Origin of the sequence: Halalkalibacter wakoensis JCM 9140 (assembly GCF_000513095.1) — a bacterium.
GTDB classification, from domain to species: domain Bacteria; phylum Bacillota; class Bacilli; order Bacillales; family Bacillaceae_D; genus Halalkalibacter; species Halalkalibacter wakoensis.
This window is the reverse complement of sequence record NZ_BAUT01000034.1, coordinates 14676-40088: the sequence shown is the minus strand read 5'-3', so window position 1 is coordinate 40088 and position 25413 is coordinate 14676. Positions and strand designations below refer to the sequence as shown.

At 35.3% G+C, this 25413-nt stretch carries 27 protein-coding genes and 3 pseudogenes; 21 read left to right on the top strand and 9 right to left on the bottom strand.

What is annotated here, in order from left to right; translation table 11 throughout:
- The 5 genes and pseudogenes from JCM9140_RS13300 to JCM9140_RS13280 all read left to right on the top strand — a co-directional run.
- The coding region (locus JCM9140_RS13300) for a metal ABC transporter ATP-binding protein (RefSeq protein ID WP_034747277.1) at window positions 1–559 on the top strand (559 nt) is incomplete at its 5' end.
- Window positions 556–1434 carry a metal ABC transporter permease gene (locus JCM9140_RS13295; protein ID WP_034747258.1) on the top strand — a complete coding sequence of 293 codons (879 nt, stop codon included), beginning with the start codon at window positions 556–558 and terminating at the stop codon, window positions 1432–1434. The genes JCM9140_RS13300 and JCM9140_RS13295, both read left to right, overlap by 4 nt.
- 28 nt (window positions 1435–1462) lie before the next feature.
- Window positions 1463–2395, top strand: coding sequence for a metal ABC transporter substrate-binding protein (locus JCM9140_RS13290; RefSeq protein WP_034747255.1), 933 nt, complete (start codon window positions 1463–1465; stop codon window positions 2393–2395).
- 526 nt (window positions 2396–2921) lie between these two features.
- The gene (locus JCM9140_RS13285) at window positions 2922–3611 is read left to right on the top strand and encodes a DsbA family protein (protein WP_439644300.1); all 690 of its coding nucleotides are present in this window, start codon (window positions 2922–2924) and stop codon (window positions 3609–3611) included.
- Window positions 3611–4035 (top strand): annotated as a pseudogene (locus JCM9140_RS13280) (disulfide oxidoreductase). Before JCM9140_RS13285 ends, JCM9140_RS13280 begins: the two are co-directional and overlap by 1 nt.
- A 154-nt stretch (window positions 4036–4189) precedes the next feature.
- Here JCM9140_RS13280 and JCM9140_RS23805 read toward each other — a convergent pair.
- The 6 genes from JCM9140_RS23805 to JCM9140_RS13255 form a co-directional block, all read right to left on the bottom strand.
- Window positions 4190–4366, bottom strand: a complete 177-nt coding sequence (locus JCM9140_RS23805; RefSeq protein ID WP_156314874.1) for a hypothetical protein — start codon at window positions 4364–4366, stop codon at window positions 4190–4192.
- A 45-nt stretch (window positions 4367–4411) separates the two neighbouring features.
- Entirely contained in the window at window positions 4412–4906 is a 495-nt protein-coding gene (locus JCM9140_RS13275; protein WP_034747251.1) for a FixH family protein, read from the bottom strand.
- A gap of 23 nt (window positions 4907–4929) precedes the next feature.
- A complete protein-coding gene (gene resA, locus JCM9140_RS13270; protein ID WP_034747248.1) occupies window positions 4930–5481 on the bottom strand; it encodes a thiol-disulfide oxidoreductase ResA in 552 nt (183 codons plus the stop codon).
- A 72-nt stretch (window positions 5482–5553) separates the two neighbouring features.
- Window positions 5554–6027 (bottom strand): PCYCGC motif-containing (lipo)protein, encoded by a 474-nt coding sequence (locus JCM9140_RS13265; protein ID WP_276563936.1) that lies wholly within the window; start codon window positions 6025–6027, stop codon window positions 5554–5556.
- Between the two features lie 18 nt (window positions 6028–6045).
- Window positions 6046–7137: a CopD family protein gene (locus JCM9140_RS13260; protein WP_034747242.1), complete on the bottom strand. Its 1092-nt coding sequence runs from the start codon at window positions 7135–7137 to the stop codon at window positions 6046–6048.
- Window positions 7134–7676: a copper resistance CopC family protein gene (locus JCM9140_RS13255; protein WP_034747238.1), complete on the bottom strand. Its 543-nt coding sequence runs from the start codon at window positions 7674–7676 to the stop codon at window positions 7134–7136. The genes JCM9140_RS13260 and JCM9140_RS13255 overlap by 4 nt, the downstream gene beginning before the upstream one ends.
- Window positions 7677–7817: 141 nt before the next feature.
- Here JCM9140_RS13255 and JCM9140_RS13250 point away from each other — a divergent pair, with 141 nt between their 5' ends.
- Genes JCM9140_RS13250 through JCM9140_RS13240 form a run of 3 tightly spaced genes read left to right on the top strand, consistent with a single transcriptional unit; the run spans window position 7818 to window position 11462 of the window.
- A complete protein-coding gene (locus tag JCM9140_RS13250; RefSeq protein ID WP_034747236.1) occupies window positions 7818–8201 on the top strand; it encodes an ArsR/SmtB family transcription factor in 384 nt (127 codons plus the stop codon).
- 4 nt (window positions 8202–8205) lie between these two features.
- On the top strand, window positions 8206–10341 hold the full coding sequence (locus tag JCM9140_RS13245; RefSeq protein ID WP_235715345.1) for a heavy metal translocating P-type ATPase: 2136 nt from the start codon (window positions 8206–8208) through the stop codon (window positions 10339–10341).
- Window positions 10342–10400: 59 nt separating this feature from the next.
- Entirely contained in the window at window positions 10401–11462 is a 1062-nt protein-coding gene (locus JCM9140_RS13240; RefSeq protein WP_235715344.1) for a flavin-containing monooxygenase, read from the top strand.
- Between the two features lie 287 nt (window positions 11463–11749).
- On the opposite strand, the gene JCM9140_RS13235 is transcribed toward JCM9140_RS13240, so the two are convergent.
- Window positions 11750–12709 (bottom strand): arsenic resistance protein, encoded by a 960-nt coding sequence (locus JCM9140_RS13235; RefSeq protein WP_034747235.1) that lies wholly within the window; start codon window positions 12707–12709, stop codon window positions 11750–11752.
- Between the two features lie 253 nt (window positions 12710–12962).
- Complete coding sequence (locus tag JCM9140_RS13230; protein ID WP_034747233.1) at window positions 12963–14213, bottom strand: IS4 family transposase; 1251 nt, start codon at window positions 14211–14213, stop codon at window positions 12963–12965.
- Between the two features lie 230 nt (window positions 14214–14443).
- On the opposite strand from JCM9140_RS13230, the pseudogene JCM9140_RS25235 reads away from it, so the two are divergent.
- From JCM9140_RS25235 to JCM9140_RS13180, 13 genes and pseudogenes are all read left to right on the top strand, one after another.
- A pseudogene (locus JCM9140_RS25235) lies at window positions 14444–14698 on the top strand (Ada metal-binding domain-containing protein); the annotation flags it as partial.
- Entirely contained in the window at window positions 14695–14946 is a 252-nt protein-coding gene (locus tag JCM9140_RS25230) for a helix-turn-helix transcriptional regulator (RefSeq protein ID WP_081727688.1), read from the top strand. The pseudogene JCM9140_RS25235 and the gene JCM9140_RS25230, both read left to right, overlap by 4 nt.
- Window positions 14947–15320: 374 nt before the next feature.
- Window positions 15321–15578, top strand: a complete 258-nt coding sequence (locus JCM9140_RS13225; protein ID WP_034747231.1) for a hypothetical protein — start codon at window positions 15321–15323, stop codon at window positions 15576–15578.
- 404 nt (window positions 15579–15982) lie between these two features.
- Window positions 15983–17281 carry a hypothetical protein gene (locus JCM9140_RS13220; protein WP_156314872.1) on the top strand — a complete coding sequence of 433 codons (1299 nt, stop codon included), beginning with the start codon at window positions 15983–15985 and terminating at the stop codon, window positions 17279–17281.
- Between the two features lie 158 nt (window positions 17282–17439).
- Window positions 17440–17874 carry a hypothetical protein gene (locus tag JCM9140_RS13215; protein ID WP_034747225.1) on the top strand — a complete coding sequence of 145 codons (435 nt, stop codon included), beginning with the start codon at window positions 17440–17442 and terminating at the stop codon, window positions 17872–17874.
- Window positions 17875–17891: 17 nt separating this feature from the next.
- On the top strand, window positions 17892–18281 hold the full coding sequence (locus tag JCM9140_RS13210; RefSeq protein WP_034747222.1) for a hypothetical protein: 390 nt from the start codon (window positions 17892–17894) through the stop codon (window positions 18279–18281).
- A gap of 12 nt (window positions 18282–18293) precedes the next feature.
- Window positions 18294–19877 carry an AICE element replication initiation protein gene (locus JCM9140_RS13205; protein ID WP_052002254.1) on the top strand — a complete coding sequence of 528 codons (1584 nt, stop codon included), beginning with the start codon at window positions 18294–18296 and terminating at the stop codon, window positions 19875–19877.
- Window positions 19878–20073: 196 nt separating this feature from the next.
- Window positions 20074–20580, top strand: coding sequence for a hypothetical protein (locus JCM9140_RS13200; RefSeq protein ID WP_034747219.1), 507 nt, complete (start codon window positions 20074–20076; stop codon window positions 20578–20580).
- A gap of 34 nt (window positions 20581–20614) precedes the next feature.
- Complete coding sequence (locus tag JCM9140_RS24925; RefSeq protein WP_268870569.1) at window positions 20615–20749, top strand: hypothetical protein; 135 nt, start codon at window positions 20615–20617, stop codon at window positions 20747–20749.
- Window positions 20749–22434, top strand: coding sequence for a recombinase family protein (locus JCM9140_RS13195; RefSeq protein ID WP_034747216.1), 1686 nt, complete (start codon window positions 20749–20751; stop codon window positions 22432–22434). The genes JCM9140_RS24925 and JCM9140_RS13195 overlap by 1 nt, the downstream gene beginning before the upstream one ends.
- 275 nt (window positions 22435–22709) lie before the next feature.
- Window positions 22710–23060, top strand: coding sequence for a hypothetical protein (locus tag JCM9140_RS13190; RefSeq protein WP_034747213.1), 351 nt, complete (start codon window positions 22710–22712; stop codon window positions 23058–23060).
- Window positions 23061–23639: an ImmA/IrrE family metallo-endopeptidase gene (locus tag JCM9140_RS13185; RefSeq protein WP_052002253.1), complete on the top strand. Its 579-nt coding sequence runs from the start codon at window positions 23061–23063 to the stop codon at window positions 23637–23639. It abuts the gene before it with no gap.
- Window positions 23640–23817: 178 nt separating this feature from the next.
- Window positions 23818–24402 (top strand): hypothetical protein, encoded by a 585-nt coding sequence (locus JCM9140_RS13180; protein ID WP_034747210.1) that lies wholly within the window; start codon window positions 23818–23820, stop codon window positions 24400–24402.
- 231 nt (window positions 24403–24633) lie between these two features.
- Here the strand turns inward: JCM9140_RS13180 and rluF are convergent.
- Window positions 24634–25339 (bottom strand): annotated as a pseudogene (gene rluF / locus JCM9140_RS13175) (23S rRNA pseudouridine(2604) synthase RluF).
- Between the last annotated feature and the right edge of the window lie 74 nt (window positions 25340–25413).

Below are 25413 nucleotides of genomic sequence, written 5' to 3'. Positions count from 1 at the left end.
AGCAGGTAAATCGATTAAGGAAATGCGGGAGAAAATTGCCTATGTCCCTCAACGTAGCACTATTGACTGGGACTTCCCTATTACAGTGATTGATACAGTCTTGATCGGGACATATCCAAAACTTGGCTTGTTTAAACGACCAAAGAAAAGAGAAAGAGAATGGGCCTATGAATGTTTAAAAAAAGTTGGGATGAAAGAGTATAGTCAGCGTCAAATTGGAGAGTTATCAGGTGGGCAACAGCAACGAGTATTCGTTGCTAGGGCGTTAGCTCAAAAGCCGGAATTTTTTTTTCTTGATGAACCATTTGTTGGGATCGATGTAACAAGTGAGGAAACCATTATTAACATTTTGCGTGAACAGCGAGATGAAGGAAAAACCGTTTTCATTGTCCATCATGATTTAAGTAAAGCAGGTGCGTATTTTGATGAGTTGTTGTTACTAAATAAGGAACTAATCAAATATGGATCAGTACACGAGGTATGTCGACCAGAGATAATTTCGAAAGCCTACCATGGACAATTATCCTTTTTAGAGGAAATGGGGATGACAATATCATGAGTATAATTACTTTCTATGAGTCAATCTTACAATATGAGTTTTTACAAAGAGCATTAATTACGTCAGTTCTAGTAGGGATTGTTTGTGGAGTCATCGGTTGTTTTATCATTTTAAGAGGGATGTCCTTAATGGGGGATGCAATTTCACATGCAGTCCTTCCAGGGGTTGCGATTTCTTATATGCTAGGAATCAATATTTTTTATGGTGCTGTAGTGACTGGTTTACTTACAGCGATTGCCATTGGCTATATTAGTCAAAATAGTCGGATTAAAGATGATACATCGATAGGAATCATGTTTACTGCTGCTTTTGCAGTGGGTATTATCGTCATTACCCTCTTACAAAGTAGTACAGATTTATACCATATCTTATTTGGAAATGTTTTGGCTGTCCCTACCTCTGAAATGTGGATGACTTTAATTGTTACAGTCATTGTATTACTATCTGTCTATCTCTTTTTTAAAGAGTTACTTGTTACGACCTTTGATCCTACTATGTCAGCAGCTTATGGCTTACCTAATAAAATCATACATTATCTGTTAATGGCCCTTCTAACAATGTCTACAGTTGCTTCATTACAAACAGTAGGGATTGTATTAGTTGTAGCGATGTTAATAACACCCGCAGCAACTGCTTACCTCTTGACGAATAACTTGGGACTTATGGTTTTTCTAGCAGCAATTTTTGGCGTTATTGCTTCAATAATTGGTCTGTATTTTAGCTTTACGTATAATTTAGCTTCTGGACCAACGATCGTCGTTGTAGCAAGCACATTGTTTGCCGTGGCATTTTTCTTATCACCGAAGCAAGGGGTGTTATGGCGTTCTATACGTGCTCGAAAAAAGAGAGCACTGATAATACAATCAGATAGTTAAAATATTCATCGTAAAAGGGAGAGGAAATATGAGAAAATTAATATTTATTACTACTATTCTTACACTGTTTTTACTTGGGGCATGTGGAAGTAAACCAACTGGCCAAGATGAGGGTGCGAGTGAAAAATTGAAGATCGTCACGACTTATTCCATCATTTATGATATTACAAAGAATGTCGGAGGAGGTGCCGTAGAAATTTATAATTTAACACCAATTGGCGCAGACCCACACGAATACGATCCTCTTCCAGAGGATGTTAAGAAAACAACTGATGCAGATGTTGTCTTTTATAATGGGTTAAACTTAGAAGAAGGAAACGGATGGTTCAAGAAGTTAATTGAAGTTGCCGGAAAAGGTGATGAGGAAGCACCCGTTTACCTAGTGAGTAAAGGAGTGGAGCCAATTCTTTTAGAATCTCAAGGGTTAGAAGAAGAAAATGATCCACATGCTTGGCTCGATTTACGTAATGGAATTAAATATACTAAAAATATACGTGATGCATTAATTAAAGAAGACCCCGAGAATGAGAATCTCTATGTAGAAAATGCTGATCAATATATACTAGAGCTAACCGAGCTGCATGAAAAAGCGATTGAGAGAATTGCAACTATCGATGAAAATAAGCGATTTTTAATTACAAGTGAAGGGGCTTTTAAGTATTTTGGTGAGGCCTATGGCATAGAGACAGGATATATTTGGGAGATTAATTCTGAAAATCAAGGCTCTCCTCAACAAATGCGTGATGTAATAGATCTAGTCCGAGATAAAGGGATTACATCTCTTTTTGTTGAAACAAGTGTAGATCGTCGTACCATGGAAACTGTATCACAAGAAACGGGTGTACCAATTGTAGGCACTGTTTATACAGATTCCCTTGGAAAAGAAGGAACAGATGGGGATACTTATTTAAAAATGATGGAGTCAAACATTAATGTGATTATAGAAGGTTTAAATAAGTGATGATGTTTTAGTGAAAACACATTATCCATTAACAAAGGAAATGTGCGGGCTGTTGAGAAATTTTCTCAACAGCTTGTTTTTTTTTGTTTCCTATTCCGATTATTCAGTGTACTTAGTAGAATATAGGTGAATAATCGTGAGGAGATTGATCCACATTTAAGGCCTAGTCTAAAAAAAACAATTAGAATTATTATGGGAAGTCATTGATTTATCCGACTACAAAGCGTGAAGGATCTCGCCAATATACTCAAACGCTGAACTTGTAAAAGTTGTCCTCTGCTTTCCCAATGCACAACATCTAAAAATTATAAAAAAAGTGATTACACGAATTGTTTGGGAGGTAGCAAGGAAGAAATTAGAGAAAACCGTCTATCACTGCATTGCATTATTTATTTATATTATACGCCTTATAATCAGTGATAAAGTTACGTAATTTGTCAACCATATGTAAACTAAAGTAGTTTAAAATAAAATGATAGCTAAACTAAATTTCAATAAGTTTTTTAGAGTTAAGGAGTGACATGGTTTGGGTAAATCTTTTAATATAGGAATGAAAAGTATCGTATTAATAACCGTAGGTATTATTGCTTTAGTAGTGGCTTTCATTTTTATAACCGAAAATCAAATTCAAGTAGAGAATGGGGATATAACTTTTGATATTTCTCCACCTATAGACAACCAACCAACGATGGGTGAAGCCAGCGCGCCTGTCACTATTGTTGAATTTGGTGATTACAAATGTCCGGCCTGTAAAGCTTGGAATGAAACTGTATTTCCAAAAATTGAAGAAGAATATATTTCTTCTGGTAAGGTGAAATTCTCATATATTAATACATTATTTCATGGCGAAGAGTCTGCTTTAGCAGCTATGGCTAGTGAATCTGTCTGGAATCAGGATAAAGATGCCTTTTGGGATTTTCATAAGGAAATTTTTATTCATCAGCCTGAAGCGCAAAGGCATGATGATGTGTGGGTAACTCCAGAAAAGTTAATAGATATCGCAGTTTCTGTTGGGAATGAAATTGATTTGGAGACATTAGCTGAGGATATGATAAAGCAGACGTATAAGGAAGATGTATTAAAAGATCAAGAACTCGTTGAGCAATATCAAGTCTCATTAACGCCTAGTATTGTTATTAATGGTACGATGGTTGAAGATCCGTTTGATTATGAGCATATAGTGAGCCTTATCGAAAAGGAATTGGAGTCTAACTAATGGATAAGGAAATTAGTATACAAAACCTCTTGTTATATATAGCCTGGCTGATCGCAGTGGTGGCAACGTTAGGTAGTTTGTATTTCAGTGAAATTCGCTTGTTTGTTCCCTGTGAGCTTTGCTGGTATCAGAGGATTGTCATGTACCCATTGAGTATTTTGCTGGGAATAGCGGCTTACTATAATGATTTGAAAATAAAACGATATGTGCTCCCAATCGCTATTATGGTGGAGTCATTTCACTCTATCATTATCTTATTCAAAAAATACCATCATTTGGTTCGATAAAGCCGTGTGCTGAGGGAGTTCCTTGTAATGTTCAGTATATAAATTGGCTGGGATTTATAACCATTCCTTTTCTAGCGCTAACTGCATTTACCATTATTTCAGTTCTTTTATTACTTATAAAAACGAATAAGAAGTAGAAAAGCTTATGTAATGCAAGGTTTTATCAAGCTGATAGACGTAGAGTTTTTTGATCGTCCCATAAGTTACTCAAAAAGAAAGAACACACCCATTAGAACTGGGTGTGTTCTTTCAGTTTAGTAAATAGTTACTCTAAATTAATTGTATTTAGACTTAGAAACTAAATGGAACAATTTTTACTAAATAAGCAGCAAGAAGGGGAATTGTCCAGTTTAATAGTAAAATACCTAATAAAATCATGATTAATCCGCTAATTTTTTGTATAGCCGGTAGTATGTGGTTGAACTTTTTAATATTAAGTAAGGATTTTGACCATAACAAAGTAACCAAAATGGTTACCTCCATTTACGAACACTTCTAATGTTAAGAGTATAATTAATGGCTCGAATGATCACTTTTTTTATTGTTATGCTCTTTATTTCCCATTTCTAAATTAACCGTATCTGGGTTAGATATAATTGCATCGACATCAACGTCTCCAACTATAACCATTTCTTTTTCCATACGATGCAGATTACAAGCCGTTATATGATAGTAAATGTAGTAAACTCCATCTTCCTCAAAAGTCCAGTCAAGTTGGTAAACACCAGGTTCTGCTTTCTGTGCTTCTATTAAGTGATGATATTCCTTATTACCATGTTCCCAAATTTCAAATTCAACTTGATTCGCAGTTTCAACAGGTAACCCTTCATGGGTGATGGTAGTACTAAAGTTCACTTCTTCATTTGGTTTAGGTTCACTTAGATCGTAACCAGAATCTATTTCGATTGGCACAAGTGTATTAGAGCAATCACTAGTTTTTTCCTCAGTAGAGCATGCAGATAAAACCACGAGAGATGCAATGGAAAGAAATAAAAAATTTTTGGACATGGTTATATCAACTCCTTTTCTTGTTATTTTAGTTTATGGACGGAATCCTTTGGGACGATGCTACTTAAATAGTCGATAATGTCCTTTTCTGTCATGCCTCCAGTGATCCGCTGTGTTACAATCCCATTTTCATCAATCAAGAAGGTTGTTGGTAAAGGTCTAATTCCATAAAGATCAATGACACGTCTATCCGAGTCCATAGGGATGGGGAAACTAAGGTTATGACGTTCAACAAAGCGTCTTACAACTAACTCTGGCTCACCAACATCAACAGCTATTATTTCTACACCTAATTCTTTAAACCGTTCATACTGATTCTCCATGTAAGGCATTTCTTTTTCACAAGGAGGACAATAAGTGCCCCAAAAGTTTAAAAAAACTCCTTTGCCAAGGTAATTACTTAATTGAATTGTTTGACCGTTTAAGTCTGTTAGGATAAAATCAGGTGCTTCTTCCCCCACTTTAACCATACCAGTTTGATCACTAAAAAAGTTTTGATAAAACGTGTAGCCTAAGGCTGTAACTATTATTAATAAGATGGTAGATCTAATAAGAAGGCGGCGTTTTTGTTTCATTTTATAGCACTCCTCTTTATGTACTGTTTAAGTTAAACGCACCGTATTGAGCTACGATGCGTTTTTAACTTTTTAAGCTTCCGGCCTTGGAGTCGGAGTAGGGGGGATCCCCATCTCACTGTAGGCTTCATCAATTATGTCACGAATCTCTATTAAAGAAGTTCCTTTTTCATATTCTTGTTTAGCCGCACGGGCTATATCGACACAAACTCCTCAGCCAAATCCCATGGTATCGAGAGTAACAATTCCATTTTCAACCTTTTCAACAAAGCAATGGGTATTACTTATATGACCATCTTCTTCATAACAACCACAGTAACAAGGCATATATTTCAAGACCTCTGGGTGGCTTACGGCGAATTGATACGCTTCTAAGATATCAGGATTGTCAGTAACCGACGTAACAACTGCCCAATCATCACTTCCAACCGTATATTCTAAAATTGGTTGTGCAAGTTTTTTATGTTCGTGTACAGGTTCAGTATTTTGTACACAACCAGTAATGAAGAGAACAGAGGCTAAAGTCACTACACCAAACGTTTTCATTTTACTTTACCTCCATTGTTAAAAGCTTGTCATCAAGCTTAAATAAATTGACAAGACACTAAAAAAACTCATGAAAAATACAAAGACTGCTGGCGCCTTCTTACGAAATGAATAAATTAATAATGATAAAAATATAGCAGCAAGTAGCATAAATACAAAACTGAACGTGGTCAAGGAAAATTGAACTTGGCTTACGCCGGCAACGGTTCCTCCATAAAAAAACTGAAATAGAGATGAGACTCCATTTGTTTTAATGGTTGACTCAATCTCATGTGGAGGAGAACTTTGACCGAGAAAGGCTGTCGCTGAAAAAATAAAAAGTAACAATAAACTTTCTCCTCTAACCCATGGCTTTGGATTAAATTGAGGATTTTGATTTAATCTACGTTTCATCCACATTCCGTTAAAAAAGGCAAAAACAAGAAGCGGAATAATGAATAAGTGTTTTATTAGCAGAGCTTGTCCATAATCTAATAGCCAGGAATTTGTATAATCTGTCAAATCTACGACGAGGCTCATCATATAAAAACCACTTATCATTGTGAGGATAAAACAGACAATTGCAAGTGGTGAATACCACTTTAAAAGCGCATTCCAATTTTTTGTGTCTTTTGAAAACCAACTAACGATAAAGAGGACTCCAATCCAGACACTTACTGCTGTAAAGTGTGTTGTATGAAAAGCAAAGCCACTCCATTCTGTTAGCGAGGCAGCGTGGCTCGCCCAGCCTACTGCTAGAATTAAGATAAATAGGAATACGAGGGCTAGGACAGCGTACGATTTTTTTTGCTGTACGGGAAAGATAGAAATTAGCAAGTAATAAAAAATAGATAATAGTAAAATCAGTGTCCATGCTCTACCTACTTCAAAATTGTTGATTACATTTGTTAACGTTAGTGACAATCCAATCCCTTCATAGAGATAATCAACTATTTGTACCAAAGGCATGGCGGAGAATAAAACAATTCCAAGAATAGATAATTGCAACCAACGCTTATGAATGATAATAGTAGGTTTTTTTTCATTAGGAACAATAGCAATAATAAAGGTTCCTGCTAAGATGGCAAAAGATAAATATAACAACAGTTCACTAATCAAATAGATAATCATTGAATCTTTCCTTTTTTAATCACGTAAAAGAACGATACAATTGCAAGGATAGCTAAAATAATAGCAATTGTAGACATTATAGCTGGAGTATTTGCTCGTTCCATTTCCACTACGACTGGATCTTCCTCCATAGATTGCTCGTCTTTATTAATGATTTGATTTGATTCTTCATTACTGGTTTTTTCTTGTTCGCTTTCAACAGTGAATGAAATCTCTCCTTCGATTGGATGTCCGTCTGCCCCGATTATGTTCCATAGAATTTGATACTCTCCACCTTGTAGTTCCTGTGGAAACATTCCATATAACATATTATCTTCAACACTTATCCCTGTAACAGCTACTCCGTTACCAGATGGATTTATTACTTGAAACTGACTTCCCTGTTCGACCTTTGTATTAAATTCCAATACGATTTCTTCAGGTGATACGGTTAGCACTTCTCCTTCAGAGGGGGAGGAGCTAACTAAGCCTGTATGAGCAAAAGTTGAATTTGGAAATAGTAAAAAACAGATAATAAACAAGAGCAATGCTTTTTTCATTTAATCCCTCCATTCTGTTAAGCCCATTGTATTGTAGCAAGTAATCAAAAATAATTAAACACTCATTTGAATATAATATTGACAATTCTAAAAACGAACCATAGACTATAATCAAATGATAATTTGAATGAAGGTGATGGTATGGGTCAAAAAGTAAAACAGGACCAGGATACATGTGAGATTTTTTGTTATGACGAAGAAAAGGTAAAGCGGATCTCATCTATTGTAGAAGCTGAGAACCTCGCTCCAGTTGCGAGTATTTTTAAGGCTTTATCAGATGAAACTAGATTGAAAATTGCTTATTCCTTATTACAAGAAGGCGAATTATGTGTCTGTGATGTCGCGAATATTATTGGTGCAACAATGGCGACGGTCTCTCATCATTTGCGCCACCTCCGTAATTTAGGAATTGCGAAAAGTCGAAAAGAAGGGAAACTGGTCTTTTACTCTTTAGACGATGAGCACGTTAAATTGCTTGTTCAAACAGCTGTTGTTCATGGGAAGGAGGTGGAAGTACGTGACTGAAGAAATGAAGGGAACAGAACCTGAAAAGTCGGTTTATCGTGTAAAGGGATTTACTTGAGCAGGCTGTGCCACCACGTTCGAAAAGAACGTGAAACACCTGGATGGTGTTGTTGATGCTAAAGTAAACTTTGGGGCTTCGAAGGTGACCGTTTTCGGTGAAACAACGATAAAGGATTTAGAAAAAGCCGGAGCCTTTGAAAGTTTAAAAGTGATTCCCGAGAATGACCAAGAAGGTTATGAAGAGAAAAAAGAACCGTTTGTTTTAAAATATTTAAACGTGATTACAGCTGCTCTTTTTGTGATATTTGGATACGTTTCACAATCCGTTTATGGGGAAGGTCATGTTTTCTCCGTTCTCTTATTTATGGCTTCAATTGTTATTGGGGGATTTTCGCTCTTTAAAGTGGGTTTCAAGAATTTATTGCGGTTGCAATTTGATATGAAAACATTGATGACGGTTGCGGTGATTGGAGCTGCGATTATTGGCGAGTGGACAGAGGGAGCAATTGTCGTTATTTTGTTTGCGATTAGTGAAGCTCTTGAACGTTTCTCGATGGATAAGGCGAGACAATCCATACGGTCGTTAATGGATATTGCTCCCAAAGAAGCGCTAATTAGAAGAGACGGACAGGAAATGATGATTAAGGTTGACGAGATAGAAGTTGGCGATATCATGATTGTGAAACCTGGGCAAAAAATTGCGATGGATGGCGTTGTTCGAATAGGCCATTCAGCGGTGAACCAGGCAGCAATAACTGGAGAGTCCGTACCAGTTGAAAAGTCGGTAAATGATGACATTTTTGCCGGGACGTTGAATGAAGAAGGGTTACTTGAAGTAGAGGTAACAAAGCGCGTAAATGATACGACGATTGCCAAGATTATTCACCTTGTTGAGGAAGCGCAAGGTGAGCGTGCTCCGTCCCAAGCGTTTGTAGATAAATTTGCTAAATATTATACACCGGCTATTATGGTGGTAGCAGCGCTTGTCGCTATTGTTCCGCCATTATTGTTCCAAGCAAGTTGGGAGTTATGGGTGTATCAAGGCTTAGCGGTACTGGTTGTTGGTTGCCCTTGTGCACTCGTCATCTCCACACCCGTAGCGATTGTTACAGCCATTGGAAATGCTGCGAGAAATGGGATTTTAGTTAAAGGTGGAGTTTATCTAGAAGAGGCCGGTGCTTTAAAAGCAATAGCCTTTGATAAAACAGGTACTTTAACAAAAGGTAAACCAGTTGTCACAGATTTTATTCGTTATCAGGATCAGACAGGTGAAGAAGAATTATTATCTATCATTGCTGCTCTAGAGTATCGTTCTCAACATCCTCTTGCTTCTGCGATTATGACAAAGGCAGAACAAGAGAAGATCCCTTATATGGATATTGCTGTAGAGAAGTTTTCATCGATCACTGGTAAAGGAATTAAAGGGATCGTCGACAAAACCGAGTTCTATATTGGGAGTCCTTCCTTATTTAATGAATTGATGAATGGCGATCTCCCATCTAAAGTAGAAGAGGACGTTCGAACACTTCAAGAACAAGGGAAAACCGCAATGATCGTGGGAAGAAGTAGTGAAGTTCTTTCAATTATTGCCGTAGCGGATGAAGTAAGAGAAACGAGTCAGAAAGTTATCAAAAAACTGCATGACTTAGGAATCAAAAAAACGATCATGCTTACAGGTGATAATGAGCGAACAGCTAACGCAATAGGTGAACATGTAGGTGTAACCGATGTTCAGGCTGAATTGATGCCGGAAGATAAACTAGAATATATAAAACGATTACGCTCCGAGTATGGGAATGTCGCCATGGTAGGAGATGGAGTGAATGATGCTCCAGCACTAGCAGCTTCAACCGTCGGAATTGCAATGGGAGGCGCTGGCACAGATACCGCATTAGAAACCGCCGATGTTGCACTTATGGGTGATGACCTAACAAAGCTTCCTTATACAGTTAAGTTAAGTCGGAAAGCTTTGAATATTATTAAGCAAAACATTACCTTTTCATTAGGGATTAAATTAGTAGCGTTACTTCTAGTGATTCCAGGTTGGCTTACTCTTTGGATTGCCATTTTGGCAGATATGGGGGCAACCTTATTAGTTACATTAAATGGGTTAAGGCTGTTACGAGTAAAAGATAAATAATACAATTAAGAGAGATAAGGAAGCTTCCTTATCTCTCTTTTAGAGAGGAGAACATTGAAATGGTTTATGATGTTCTTGTCATTGGTGGAGGGCAAGCAGGTTTAGCTGTTGGGTATTATCTAAAAAAAGAACAATTACAATTTTTGATTATAGATGAACAAGAAAGAACAGGTGATTCTTGGCGTAATCGCTTTGACTCATTAGTCCTATTTACACCAAGACGGTATAGTGCTTTACCAGGACTTGCATTAAATGGTGATCCAAATGGATATCCTACAAAAGATGAAATAGCTGATTATTTACAGGACTATGCAGACCAATTTCGATTACCTATTTCTCACAATGTTAAGATCGAGAGACTAATGAAAAAGGAATCTATTTTTATAGTAACGATGTCAAATGGGAAAACTTATCAAGCAAAACAAGTGATTATCGCTACTGGAGCTTTTCATACACCGTTTACACCTAGTATAAGTCACTTCGTACATCCTCATATAGTCCAGCTACATGCAGTAGATTATAAAAACCCAAAACAAATACCAACAGGTGAAGTTCTTATAGTTGGAGCTGGAAACACAGGAGTCCAAATAGCAGCTGAGCTTTCAAATAAATGCCAAGTCACCCTTTCATCTAGTAAGAAAATGAGGTATCTCCCTCAACAGCTGTTTGGTAAAAGTATATTTTGGTGGTTTGAGTTAATCGGGATTTATAAGGTTAAGTCTGATACTTTGATTGGTGAACTTCTAAAAAAAAATGATCCTATAATAGGTGGGAATTTTAAACAATTAAGAAAAAAGGTAGTCATTGCGAAAAGGTTAATTGATTTTAAGGGAAATACAGCAAGCTTTATTAATGGAAAACAAGCTAATTTCGATACAATTATATGGGCTACTGGTTATCAAAACGATTATTCGTGGGTGAAGGTTGATGAAGTAATTAGCAATCAAAGTAAACCTATACACCAAAAGGGGATCACATCAGTTAAAGGATTATATTTTATAGGATTAAGCTGGCAAACTAAGCGTGGTTCAGCCCTTTTACAAGGAGTTGGGGAAGATGCTCAGTACATAGTCGAAAAGGTAAAAGAGGTAATGAGTTTGAAGGGGCAAGATAATACTTGATTGCAAAAAATCAGGCACGTAGGGTGAATGAATTTCTGTTATTATTTTCACCATCGTTATTTATAACTTAGGGCATTGTTGTATTTTTATTTACTTGACTGCTTTCTTGTTTTTATTTCTCCTATTTTTAAAGTCTTTTATTTACCTCGATTTTATTCAAGGGTTTAAATTATTACAAAATGAAATAACAGAGAATATGAAAAAGAACACACCATTCACCTAATTGGTGTGTTCTTTTTCACCTTTTAGTAACCTTTACCTTTATTTATCAATAATAAGACTTGAGATTATTGTTTCTTGGTTTGTCCTCTTCTGATTTTTAATAAACCTTGAGCCACTATCGCCAATACAGGTAATTCAATTAATGGACCGATAATGAGAGCAAGTGCAATCAGCGTTTGATCTGGGAAGGCTGTTAAAACTATTGCTAATGCAATAGGAGAATTTCGAGCAATAATCGTCATATTCAAGCTGACGGTATCCTCGTAATTGAAACGAAACAACTTTCCTACTGTTTGAGCTAGGATAAAATTGATTACAAAAAACAGAAAAAGAGGTACTATCATTAGTAAAATAACGTTTAGATTGTTTATCAAGTAGGAGCCTTGCGATGCAAACATGGCAGTAATAGCTAAACATAATAAAATAATTTGAGAAGAAGCAAAAAAAGGAATGACTTTGTTCGTCAGCACTCCTTTCTTCTTTTTGAAAAGATACAGTGTAAGATTCGCTAATAGAAATGGAACGAATAAAAATAATACAACTTCTGTCACTGTTGCTACTTCAAAGGTTCCCATCGTTCCTGCAAAGAGAAATAAATAAATTGGTAATAAGGTGACCTGTAATAATAAATTAACAGGTAAAACGGACGTTGATAGGGAGACATTTCCTTTTGCTATCGATGTAAATATTAAATACCAATCGGTACAAGGAGTCACTAATAGCAAGATAAAACCCAACCAAAGAGCAGGATGGTCTGCTAGAAAAATGGCTCCCAGTCCCCATGCTAATAAAGGTGTCCATAAAAAATTTATGATCACACTCGTGCTTAGAAATTTTATTTTTTTAAATGCTTCTTTTAATCCTTTTAACGGAATGATCAAAAAGAGTCCATATAGCATGAGTAATAGAAATGGTAAGATAAAAGTTTCTGCGTACTGTTCGATAAAGGAAAATTGTCCTAGAAGCAAACCGAAACCAACGGCAAATAATATAATAACTGTTTGTAATCTTTCCATGATATTCATTTGTAAGTCACTCCTTAAAGTTAATTAAGGTAGATGTGCACAACATACCGTTGCTTCTTAATGTACATGATTAATTTTATATATGCATTCAGTAGCATTGCATAAATAAATTCTATTGATGTCAAATCACTGTTTTTTAGTCACTCTAATAAGTCTGAACATTCAGTTTTTTAATCATCCAAGTCAAGTGAAAAAAGGACAGCAGGTAAGTAAATGGTAGTCCTTATCCACAATTTTACATTTATGCTTTTTCCTAGTTAAACATCGGATCATACGTCAAATCGTCTAGATGGCTCACCTCACCTTCAGTGAATTGGTGCTCAATTACCCTAAACTCCTCTTCCCAGTTCTGTTTTCGGCGACCTCTTGAAAAGCGTGTAGGCTGTCTGAAAAGGGAACGTAGAAAGGCGTCAAAACCTTTAAACAGAAGGTTCTGTAGAGTTTTCTTTATCTCGAGTAAAGGACCATTGTGCTGCAGCTGCTCTTGTAAAAGCACTTGTAAACAGTACGTGATGAGCGCGACCCAGATTTGATTGCACACCGCATTCTCACTCTTGCCATAGAACGTTTTGAACGTGAGGTGTTGTTTCATCCACTTGAAAAAGGTCTCGATTTTCCAACGATAGCGATACAAGTCGCCGATTTCTTCGGCAGACAAGTCAAAACAGTTCGTGACGATCATGACTACGTTTCCTTGACTATCTTGTGTCTCGATTAAGCGCAAGGTGTGGGTCATTTTCGTCCCATTTTGCGAGTTACCTAGAAACACTTCTAGGTCTTTCAAAATAGGTGAACCTACTTGTGGAATTTGTTCGGATAGCACTTCAACCTGTGCGTTCTTCTTCAAACGAGTGATAAACCGAACATCGTGTAAACAGAGATGATCAAACTGTTTATAATCGATATAGCCACGGTCAAACAAGTGGATCGCATCTGAATCGATGTCAATGAGATCTCCCATTTGAGTGCGGTCTGCATGCTTAGCTGGTAAAAGAATTCCTTTATCAGGCAAGGTCAACTCTTTGGTAACCACGACTCGTAAATGGAGACGGATTCCGGCTTTCGTTTTACGAAAAGTCGCCCAAGGATACTGTCTAACACTCATGCTCATCGTTGTTGAATCGATCACGTGTAAGCGACCGATCTCACGAATGATCGGTGATTGTTTCATCTTCGCCTGAATGTTCAACACAAGATAATGAAAGAGCTTTTCAAATAACGTTGGGGATAAATCACCCAATTTCCTTGAAAGCTGTGACGTGCTAATCGTATCAAATGTAAGTTGAACTTGAAGTTCTTCCTTATCTTTTAGCTGCTTTGACATTTGAGTTAAGCTTTTCGTTTCCTTCAATTGCGAAATGATAAGCAGTTGAAGAAACTTATAGGCTGTTAGCTTTTTCACGTATTTATCAAGGTCTATTACGTTAATCAGGTTGGAAAAAGTATGTTCATCAATGACTTTTAGTAGTTCATTTATTGTAGATTTTATGGTATTCTTGTCCATGGATGGCTCCTTGTATTTAGGATTTGGACAGAACTACCAAACCTAATTATAAGGAGTTTTTTTGTATCTATAAACCTTAAATTTCTACGTTGAAAGACTTGACAAATCCAGAAAAAGTTTATGCAAAGCTAATGATATGCATTATGAATATTGACTTCCAATTTAGAAAAGGAGGGTGGTTTAAATTGAATGAAGAAGAATGGGAAGCAATTTAAAATAATGAGACTAAATATGATGGTTATTTTTACTATGCTCTTTCAACGACAAAGACGTTTTGCCGTCCATCGTGTACATCTAGAACTCCGAACCCAAAACATGTATCTATCTTTAAAGATGTAGATAACGCAATCAAAGCAGGGTTTAGACCATGTACTAGGTGTAAACCCAACTTAAAAGAATGGGCAGGGTATAAAGAAGAAGTTTCAAAAGAAGTTCTTAAATATATTCAGGAACATTTTAGAAACAAATTTAGTCTAAACAAATAGGAGAATCTTTACAGAAAAACCCTCACTATATACATCGGAGTTTTAAAGCAATCAATGGTATAACTCCTTTAAAATATTTACATACATTACGAGTGGAGGAAGTTAAGCGATTACTGATTAACATGCAACTGTCTATTACGTATATTGCATTAGAGGTAGGTTATAATGATAGCACTCAACTTTCTGTGAAATTTAAGGAAATTACAGGTTTGTCCCCCTCTAAGTACAGAGAATCGTTGTTGAACTAAGAACTGTCATTTATAACAAGATATTTGTTGAACAGTACAACGATACTGCGCATTCAAACAATATTTATATATACTAACTTTGTCAAATATTATACTAAGCTAGCGGGAGCGTTTCTGTAACAAGCAGAAACGCTTTTTGACAGTGGAGATTCGCTTGAATACTTTTCTTTATAAACACCGAAATAGGGAATTAATGGTATTATTAACAGATGGACAGTTATTCTTGAGGAAATGAAAAAACGATTTAATAATTATTTTTTGCTTATGAAGACAAAGTTCTTTGTTATAAATGACAATATTAATGATGACGTTATACTTAATAATAATATCAGATATTTTTCTTCAATCATTATCAATGGAAAGGAGGAATAAATTTGAAACTCTCTTTTGGAAAACAAACAGGAGAAGTAATTATTGAAGTAGATACAAAGGTTATGGGAGAAATTGATGGCAATGTTTTTGTATTACCAGGTGCTAAATTAGATTTAGAAGCTCCAGTGAAAGGAGACGTTACATTGATGAAATTTTCGAAGGCCTCCATTAGAGGCCAAATTGGCGGAAATCTATATGATGAAGGTGCTGAGATAGAACTTTTAAGTACTGTAAGCGGGGATATAATTAATAAAAAATAAGTTCATGGTTACTATAGACATAGGGATTAAGGGGGATTACTGAGGAGTCAGGGAATAACCCCAGCGAGTTTGAATCGACGTCTCACTGTTTTCAAATTTATAGAATGGGTGCGTTATTAAAGCAATCTTAAATTTCAAAGAAGCTGAAGTATGCATATGAACTACTCAAATGCACACTTCAGCTTCTTATATTTTTTTGAGAAGTATTCATTGGTTAATATTTTGACGATGTGTGGTATATCCTTTGCATATATTGATAAAAAAGGTGGAAGAGAGTGTTAAAACCTTGTGACCTGTAATCACTATTCCTAATCTAGCGTCAGAAGGAGCACTTGACTGTATTTACACACCTGACGCTACTTGGGGAAGAAAATAGTATAATGGTAACAAGGAAGGTGAAAAAAGTGGCAAAAGGTCATAAAGAACGTACTATTGATGTTTCACTTAAAGAATTTCTAGAAGATGCAGGACTCAAAGGAAAAACCACTTTTGATAAGAGGTTTGCTCGATTTCTTGAAATATACCCTATTAATGATAATGAAAATAATTATTTTAAAAAAGACCCACAAAACGATCATTCTGAGTTTGAATTTAAATGGGAATGGTATCAACTTTTTAAAGTTTTATTTTCCGCAACAGCCCATCATCCATTCTTTTACAGGAAACGCCTATTAGAAAAAGTAACAGTTGCTGATTTTCAAGATTACTTTAATTCTTTATTAGCTGAAGTGGATCAATTACCTGACTATTTAAGGAATGAGATAATCTCTCATCGTAGTTATCAGAATACATTAAAGGAAAAGGAAGTGTTACCTGATCTAGCAACAAAGATTGCTGAATTTGTTTGTGCAATGGAGTTAATTACCCAAAAAGAGCGTCCTGATATTATGGTTGATATCTACAAAAAATTAGATGACTGGATCTATCAAGCCTTCATGAACAGTGAGAGGATTCGAATTGTGGAAGCGAGAAATCACGAAATCACTGATGATTTGATTACTAAAGGAGTGAATAGTCCAAGTAAACAAAATAACCCAGAAGAACAGGAGGAACTAGAAAAACAACTTAAGCACGAAGAAGAATTAAAATGGCAATACCGGAAACAAGAAGAACTGGACCAGTACATCGCTTTCTTACTCAAGGATAAAATTGAAGCCATAAAAACATTGGAAGAACTACCGATAGATGATCACGAATTTGAGGAATTAGTTAATCTCTTTATAGGTGGAGAAGTAGGTGCCAAAATCGACTCTCGCACAAAGAAATATAGAATGGCGTATGAAATGTATTTAGAGCAATCTATAGGTTTAGCTGATGCCCATGTTCATCATATTGAGTCCATTATAGAAAATATTAAAAAATATCAATACAAAAGCCAGACATCTGTAGAAAAGATCAAGCGATTTAAAGAAGAACAAAAAAGACTTACAAAATCGGAGTATGAGCAACAGTTTGTTGAGGCAAAAGAGAAAAGAAAAAAACAACTGCTTCAAATGATTCAAGCATGCCAGGAAGAGTTAGAGGAGTTGGAGACAACTCAAGACTATTTGAAAGATGGTACAAAATTGGAAGAAGAATTACATGAAAGTTACTTAAAATTCTATACACAAGTACAAACGCAGTCTGAAAAATATCAACAAGCATCAGAATTATTTATGGGACAGATAGTTTCTCCATCTTTTAAGATTAAAAATAAAGGTTGAATGAAGGCACAGAATATTGTGACCTTCTTTTTTTTGTATATCAACCACTAAAAAAAAGAGTAGTGGTTGATAAAAATTTAATTACACTTTCTCAAGTATGATGAATTTATAAGTTGCTCAGTCAACTAATTCAACATATCAGAGGAGAGTGGAAAGACATGAAAAATTGTATCACATCATTATTAGAGCGTAAAACGCCTCGCTCAAAGGAAATAACAAATGAAATATCTATTAGGGGGGAGTTTGATCCACAAGAAGACGCTTGGTATTACTTTACATGTGGGTTTAAAGTGTCCATTCCAGTACATCTGTTAGAAAGTGTACCAAAAGCATTAACAAAGTTAATTGAAAAATATGGTAATGACAGTTATGACTATTCGTTTAATCATGCAGTACTAGAGTTTGAAGCCCAGGAGAATTTCGAGACACATGTTCTAGAAGATCACTCTGAAGATAGTGTGATCAGTGAGGAAGATGGAATCGCAAATTCATTTTCAATATTAGCTTCAAAGAAAGTAGAAATCATGGAACTTCTACAATTACCAGACAACGAAGAATGGGCAATAAATATGGGTATTAACGGTTGTTACTAATAAAGGAGGATTGAAAAATGATACAGCAATTTCAAGTGGAAGTTCCAACTCAGGTACTGAAGCAAAGAGGAAATATTAAAGGGTTCGAAGTGGACAGAGTGAAATACCATTTTTCAAAAAATGAACTTGATAAAGCAAAGAAGGTGTACAGTCAATTAAGGCTTCTTGATAATACTATTCAAAATATAACATTTGGTTATTCTCAAGACGGATATGTCATTGAAGCAATTGATAAACAGAAAGAAATGATTAAGTTGGTTTTGCATGTTAAATGGAGACTGTTATTAGAGTCAAATTTTTTAGAGGTCAAATGTGGGATATCGATTCCTACAGAGCAGATTGAGCTTATTTGTAAGCCGATATTGAAGAAGAGACACTTTAAATATTCTATTCTAACTAAAAAGTAGGAGGTATTTTTAATGCTAAAAGGAACAAAAATTGTCCGCAAACCAACTAATCCTATGGGAGATAGTGGATCTAAAGAGCGCGAAGATGAGAAAAAAGAAACGCAAGCGGAAACCCTTATTCGATTAGGGAGCAAAGCGGAATTCTTTGAAAATGAATTACAAGAAGCATTTGCTGCCTTAGTAGTAAATGATCATAAGGAAGTTTGGAAAGTTAAAAGTAAGAGATTTAAGATGTGGTTGATGAAGCAATTCTATGATGAAACAGGTAAACCTCCAACACCTGATGCTATGAACCAAGCAATTGGTGTTATAGAAATGAAAGCAGCGTTTGAAGGAGAGGAACACACCTTGCACATACGAGTAGCGGAGAAAGATGGAAAATACTATTATGATCTAACAAATGAGGGGTGGCGTGCCGTAGTCATTGAACCAGGTAAATGTACTGTACTAGCAGACCCACCCACGCTATTTACTCGTAATAAAAATATGAAAGCACAGGTTGAACCGGATTTTGATGGAGATATTAGATTGTTACTCGATCATGTGAGAATTAAAAAAGAAGATGATCAACTTTTATACCTTGTTTACGTTATTACTTGTTTTATCCCAAACATTCCTCATTTAGTACTTGTTTTAAGTGGCGAAAAGGGTGCTTCAAAATCAACCTCCATGCGTATGACACGACAAGTTGTTGATCCAGCAGTGAGGGACTTGTTGACAATGCCAAATAGCATTCAAGATTTAGTACTATCATTAGCCAATAACTATATGCCGATCTTTGACAATTTAGAAGGATTATCGCCAGACAAGAGTAACCTGCTATGTATTTCATCAACTGGTGGCGGATTTAGCAAACGTGCATTATGGACTGATGACGATGAAACATTACTTGATATTCGAAGATGTGTTGGATTAACAGGTATTAATGTTGTGGTAACCAAAGCTGATTTAATTGACCGTTCAGCAATTATCGAATTAGAAAGAATTCCAGAAAATGAGCGAAGGGAAGAGAGTATGGTATGGTCAGCGTTTGAGGCAGATAAACCAAGTATAGTAGGTGGAGCACTAAAGGCTTTATCGGATGCTATGACGCTCTATCCTAAAGTAAAGCTAGAAAAACTTCCTCGTATGGCAGATTTCGCACGCTGGGGTTACGCGATTGCTGAAGTATTAGGGTATGGAGGAGAACGGTTCATACAGGCTTATCAAAATAACCGTAATCAAGCTAATGAAGAAGCGATTTCTTCACATCCTGTTGCTAATGCTGTTGTTGCGTTAATGAAAGATGAACCTAGTTGGTCAGGATCAGTGTCTACTTTGCTAAAAGAGTTAGAAGATGTGGCCGAAAGAGAAAAGATAAATACACATGTTAGGTTATTTCCAAAAGCAGCTCATAGTCTTAGCAGTCGCTTAACAGAGGTTAAGTCAAACTTGTTGGACGTCGGGATTACATTTGATATTCGCCATGCTGGGCATTGCAAATTGATATCTATTAAGAATGAAGGAACAAAGGCGTTACAAGCATCAACGGAAACAGGTGAGGAAGTGCCAAAGAAACGTCCTGTATTGAAGCCAAAGAGAAAGCATAATTGGTAGGACTATTCTATAGCTAAAGTAGCGTCAGTAACGGAAATGTCGTATTGCTACTGATGCTACTGACACTACTTTAGGAACAAAAACTGAATCAGTCCAATAAAAGAAGTAAAAAGCGCTCTACTAAACGTTACGTAAATGCAATTAACTGGAAGAAAAAGGTTTTAAAAAATATATAATAGTTATGAGGGTATATTCTATGGAAGAATTACGTGAGATATCAAATGAAGAACTAAGTCTTATGGAGGTAATAGAAGACGAAATTTGTAGTTATGACCTAAAGAAACTTGCAAATGAGCTTGATGAGAAAACAATCCTTTCGCTTTTGAATGCGAAGCTAGAAAAAACAACCTATTCTGTTGAAATTTCTTCTAATAGTCTTGTGGAAATACAGCAAAATAATGAAAGACTATTCATACAAAAACATTGGCTTAGTTTCGAGAAACCACTAAATCCAGATCAGCTTAATTATGTTCTTGAAGAAATTAGTAATGAGTTAGATGTAATAGAAGTTTCCACTGACACTAATCAGATTAATATTCTTTGCTATGGTATTGGAGAACCAGTTGTTAACTCAATTAGAGAGGTTCGTCATCAAGTAAACCAATATCTAGGTTCATATATAAGTAGGATATTAGACGAGATTGGAGTTAAAGATTATCAGTTGAAGTTTGAAATTTCAAAATCCAATAGCGGTTGCAAGTAAAATGACATTCTAGATTAAATAGGGGGAAGTAATTATGGAAACCAGTTACAAAGCAAACTACGACTTATTAGTTAGTTTAATAGCAGAGGTTGTTGTCTCATATGCTAAAAATACAAAGAAAGATACTAAGAATGATATTGATCAAAAAATGGAAGGGGGTGAAGAATAATGTTTTCTAATGCAAAAGAGGAATTTGGTGTAAAGAAAGTCGCAATCTATGCTCGTGTATCTACAACTGAGCAAGCAGAAGAAGGATATAGCATTGATGAGCAGCTACGTCTCTTAAAGGAATGGTGTAAGGACAAGGGTCATGAAGTTTTCCAAGAGTATATTGATCGAGGAATTAGTGGTAAGTCGATAAAGAAACGGGAAGCACTACAGCAATTATTGAGAGATGCAAGTCAAAAAGAGTTTGACATAGTTATTGTATGGAAAACCAATCGACTTGCACGTAACATTCTTGATACCTTAAAGATCATTGAGTTACTCGATAAAAATAATATCGTCTTTCAATCTTATTCTGAAAATCATGAGAATGAAACAAAAGAAGGACGTTTTCGGTTGTACATGATGTCTGCTTTGGCTGAATATGAAAGAGAAAACATTGCCGAGAATGTAAAAATGGGAATGTTGGCAAGAGCTAGAGAAGGATCTTGGAATGGTGGACAAGTGTTAGGTTATGATACTGTTCATACAAATGTTGAGAATCGCAAAAGAAGAATGAGTAAGCTAGTCATTAATGAAAAAGAAGCTCAAACGGTAAGACGTATCTTTCAGTTATATACAGAGGGAAATGGCTATAAGTCTATTGCAAATCGAGTGAATAAGGAAGGACATCTTAGTAAGAAGGGGAACTACTTTACTATCAATGCGATAAAAACGATCGTCACCAATCCAGTCTACGCTGGCTATATTCGATATAATGTGAGAAGAGACTGGAACGAGAAACGAAGAAATAACATCAATCCCGACCCTATTATAGAGAAAGGGAAACATAATCCTATCGTTTCACGTGAAACATGGGAACAGGCACAGGCGATCTTAAAAACTAGAACAGGAAAACCTAATCGAGTACACAGTGGTAATTATCCACTTACAGGGATTTTGAAATGTCCTACTTGTGGAGCAAGCACAGTTCTAAGTAGAACAAATAATAGGAACAAAGATGGTACAAAACGGGTACTGGAATACTATGTATGTGGTGCTTGGAAAAACAAAGGAACAATAGCTTGTAAATCTAATGGAGTAAGAGTAGACAAAGCAAATCAATTTGTCTTTAGTAAGTTAAATGCATTAGCTACTAGTAATGAGCTATTACATGATGTGTTGAAAAGAGTAAATCAAAATAATAATGATCAAGCAGAACCTATGCAAAAAGAGTTTGAACACTTAAAGAAATCAATATCTTCGTTACAGGCAAAAAAGGATAAAGTGCTAGGATTATATGAAGATGGCATTATAGATAAGAGTGATTTACAAGAAAGGTTAGCTAAATTAAGTCAGGAGAATGAGCGCTTAGAGAATAGACTGAAACCTATCCGAGAAAAATTAGAGAATAGCTCAGTTAGTGAAATCTCTTATAAATTTGTGAAAGAAGTATTGACGAAGTTTCAGCAAGTGTTTCAAGAACACACTAATAACGAGCAACAAAAGCGGTTAGTACATCTTCTGATTGACGAAATAACAGTAGACGATCGTAGGAATGTAGAAACCATTCGGTTGAAGTTTAATCAAGATATAATTAAATATCTAAGCAATAAAGGAGAAGATGAGTCGCTCGATACTGACTCATCTTCTCCTTTTTGTGTTTATTTAGATGTTTATGCTAAAGAAGTAGAACCAATTAGAGATTAGTATGGGTTTAGTTTGATGCCTAGGAATTGGCTGATCGAAATCGTAGAATTGAACACTATTAAAATACTTTGAATAAAAAAATTCTAAAAGGAAATATATATATGATAATCACCTTTACTAATTTTGTTGATTTATAACATTTTATTAACAGTAATAAATATTTTTTCATATATATAAAATAGAAAATAATTACATTTTATCCGAAAGAGGTGTTATAATGAACAAAAAAGTAAGTAAATTTAATTGATAAAAGAGTAAAGGTTGGGGGGATAGGTATGTATATTGGAGATGTATTAAAAGAGAGAATGGATTGTTTTAATATGTCTGGTGATGAGTTATGTGAAGAAGCCCTAATTGACGCTGATGATTTAAAATCAATTTTGAATAATGAAGTTAGCTACGATAAAATTGATGAATTGACTATAAGTTTTATTTCTCAAGTGTTATATTGTAAACCTGAGTATTTCATTAGTGAACAATATAGAGACAATGATTTGGTTAAATCTTGTTTAAATAGAGGTTCTTCTACTCCAAAGTCTAATGAGGTAAAAGGAATTTTACAAGGCTTTAGTGAGGACTTATCCTTCCTTATGGAACTGAAAAGGGACTTAGAGGAGGGAATATAGATGCAACAATGGGAAAAAAAATTAGAAGAAGCCAGAAGGTTTTTTGGAATAGAGAACTATCCAGGAAACCTTTTTGAATTTTTTAGCGATTATAAAAGTGTGATCGATAAGTACAATTTACTTTTATTTAAACAGGATATAGACAAGCTATCTGGGTTTATTGGTTATAACAATGGCTATACCATTATATGTGTTAATTATAAAAGAAATATAGGGCATCAAAATTTCACTTTAGCACATGAGCTTGGACATATGTTTTTACATAATGGGATTTCAAAATCAGATATAAACCCTGAAAGACCTGGATTCGATACTGAAGAGTTAGAAGCAAACAAATTTGCATCTGAATTAATATATCCACAAAATCTAGTAAATAAAGATTTTCAATACATTATTGAGAATGATTTATTAGATCAAGAGAATTGGGATGAATTAGCTGATTATATTAATTCCCTATGTGAAATATATTATACTAGTTTTAAATTTACATTTTACAAATTAACTGGAAATTCATTCGGGACTTATTCTGCGAAAAATAAGTTTTATAAAAAGGTTCACAAAGTATATCGGAAAACTTAGTAGTCGTTTTTCCAAGTTTATGCACGTTGCTGATAGCAGTCATGAGTTTTACCAACCATACTATGAACCGTATAATTACATGAAAGTATTAGTAAAAGAGCTAATTAAGGAAAAAGAGCTTGGCCTTGAAACTGGTGATGCAATTATAGATAGGTATGAGTATTTGGAGGGGTAGTTTTTGATATATTTAAAAGATACATGTTTATTTATTAATAGATTTACCTCACTTGGTGTCATAGAATTATTACAATCTTATAAGGAAAGTAGTAATAAATTCGGTATAACTGATGTGGTAATGAATGAATTAAGACCAGGTAGTGCGGTAAAACCTGAGGACGCTGATAAATCAAACAGTATGCTAGGTGTTGTAAACATCTTGGAAAAGTCTCGGGATATTAAGAAATATGATGTTGAGACAGATGATGAGTATAAAAAGAACTTCAAGAAAATTCGAAAGCAATTTTATGGGCATTTAGAGGATATAAATGCTGTAAAAAAGGCTTTGAAAAATAATGAGATTAGTAAGGCAGCTTTTAAGAACAGGTCATATAGATATAAGGATTATGGCGAATGTTCATGCATTGCGGTTGCCATGTTAAATCCCGATGAAGTTAGTATTGTTTCTGATGATAAGGGAAGGGTATTCTTGAAGCCTAATATTAATCTTTTTGATAAATATAAGGATTCTCATGGAATAAATGTTCTAGGCTATAATGAGTGGCTTACTGAGGTTGGGAATTATAGTTCAAGTAAAAGTGGATAAATGTTTTTAAAAGACTTCTATAGCATTTTTTATAGAAGTTTTTTAACGTTAATACAATAGTCAATTAAAAACCTCATTTAGATACGCCACGGTGAACCGTACCATAAGTAAATGAGGTAGTTTAAAACTGAAAAGGACCGTTAAATTCCTTACAGCTTTTCAAAAGAAGAGAGTGAACAGCTTGCAGATAGGTACATATAGCGCTCTATCTGCAAGCAGCTTCAAATCCCCTTACCATTCCCTTGGCTCATAGTTTAGTTCTCTAAATAATTGTGTGCGCTCTTTCTTTGATAAATCTCTCCACTGTCCAGGGGGAAGATTTCCTAAATGGATATTCATGATCCTAATTCTTTGCAGTCGATAGATTCGTAGCCTAATGCTTCGCACATCCGACGAATTTGACGATTTAACCCCTGTGTTAAAATAATTTGAAATTCAAATTTCGATAGCTGTCTGACTTCACAAGGAAGTGTTTTCGTACCTAATATTTTTACACCTTCAGACATATTCTTTAGAAATTCTGGGGTGATGGGCTTGTCTACTGAAACAATATACTCCTTTTCATGCCTATTTTCAGCACGTAAAATCTCATTAACGATATCACCATCGTTTGTTAGGAGGATTAAACCTTCCGAATCTTTATCTAATCTCCCGATATTAAAGACTCTTAATGGATGATTTACTAAATCAACGATATTTCCTTTTACTTTTTTCTCCGTTGTACTTGTAATGCCTACAGGTTTGTTTAAAGCAAGATACACATTATTTCTAGCAACCCGAATGGCTGAACCGTTTACTAGGACATCGTCTCCAGCTCGACTTGATCGCCTATTTGTGCACGTTTGCCATTAATCGTGACTCTTCCTTCAGTAATTAATTTGTCCGCACCTCGTCTAGATGCTTTTCCAGCTTCGCTAATATATTTATTAATACGTATGATAATCACGACCTTACGTTTGATAATTGTTTATTCGCCTATCAAATATACCTTATTTTAAAGAGCAATTCAAA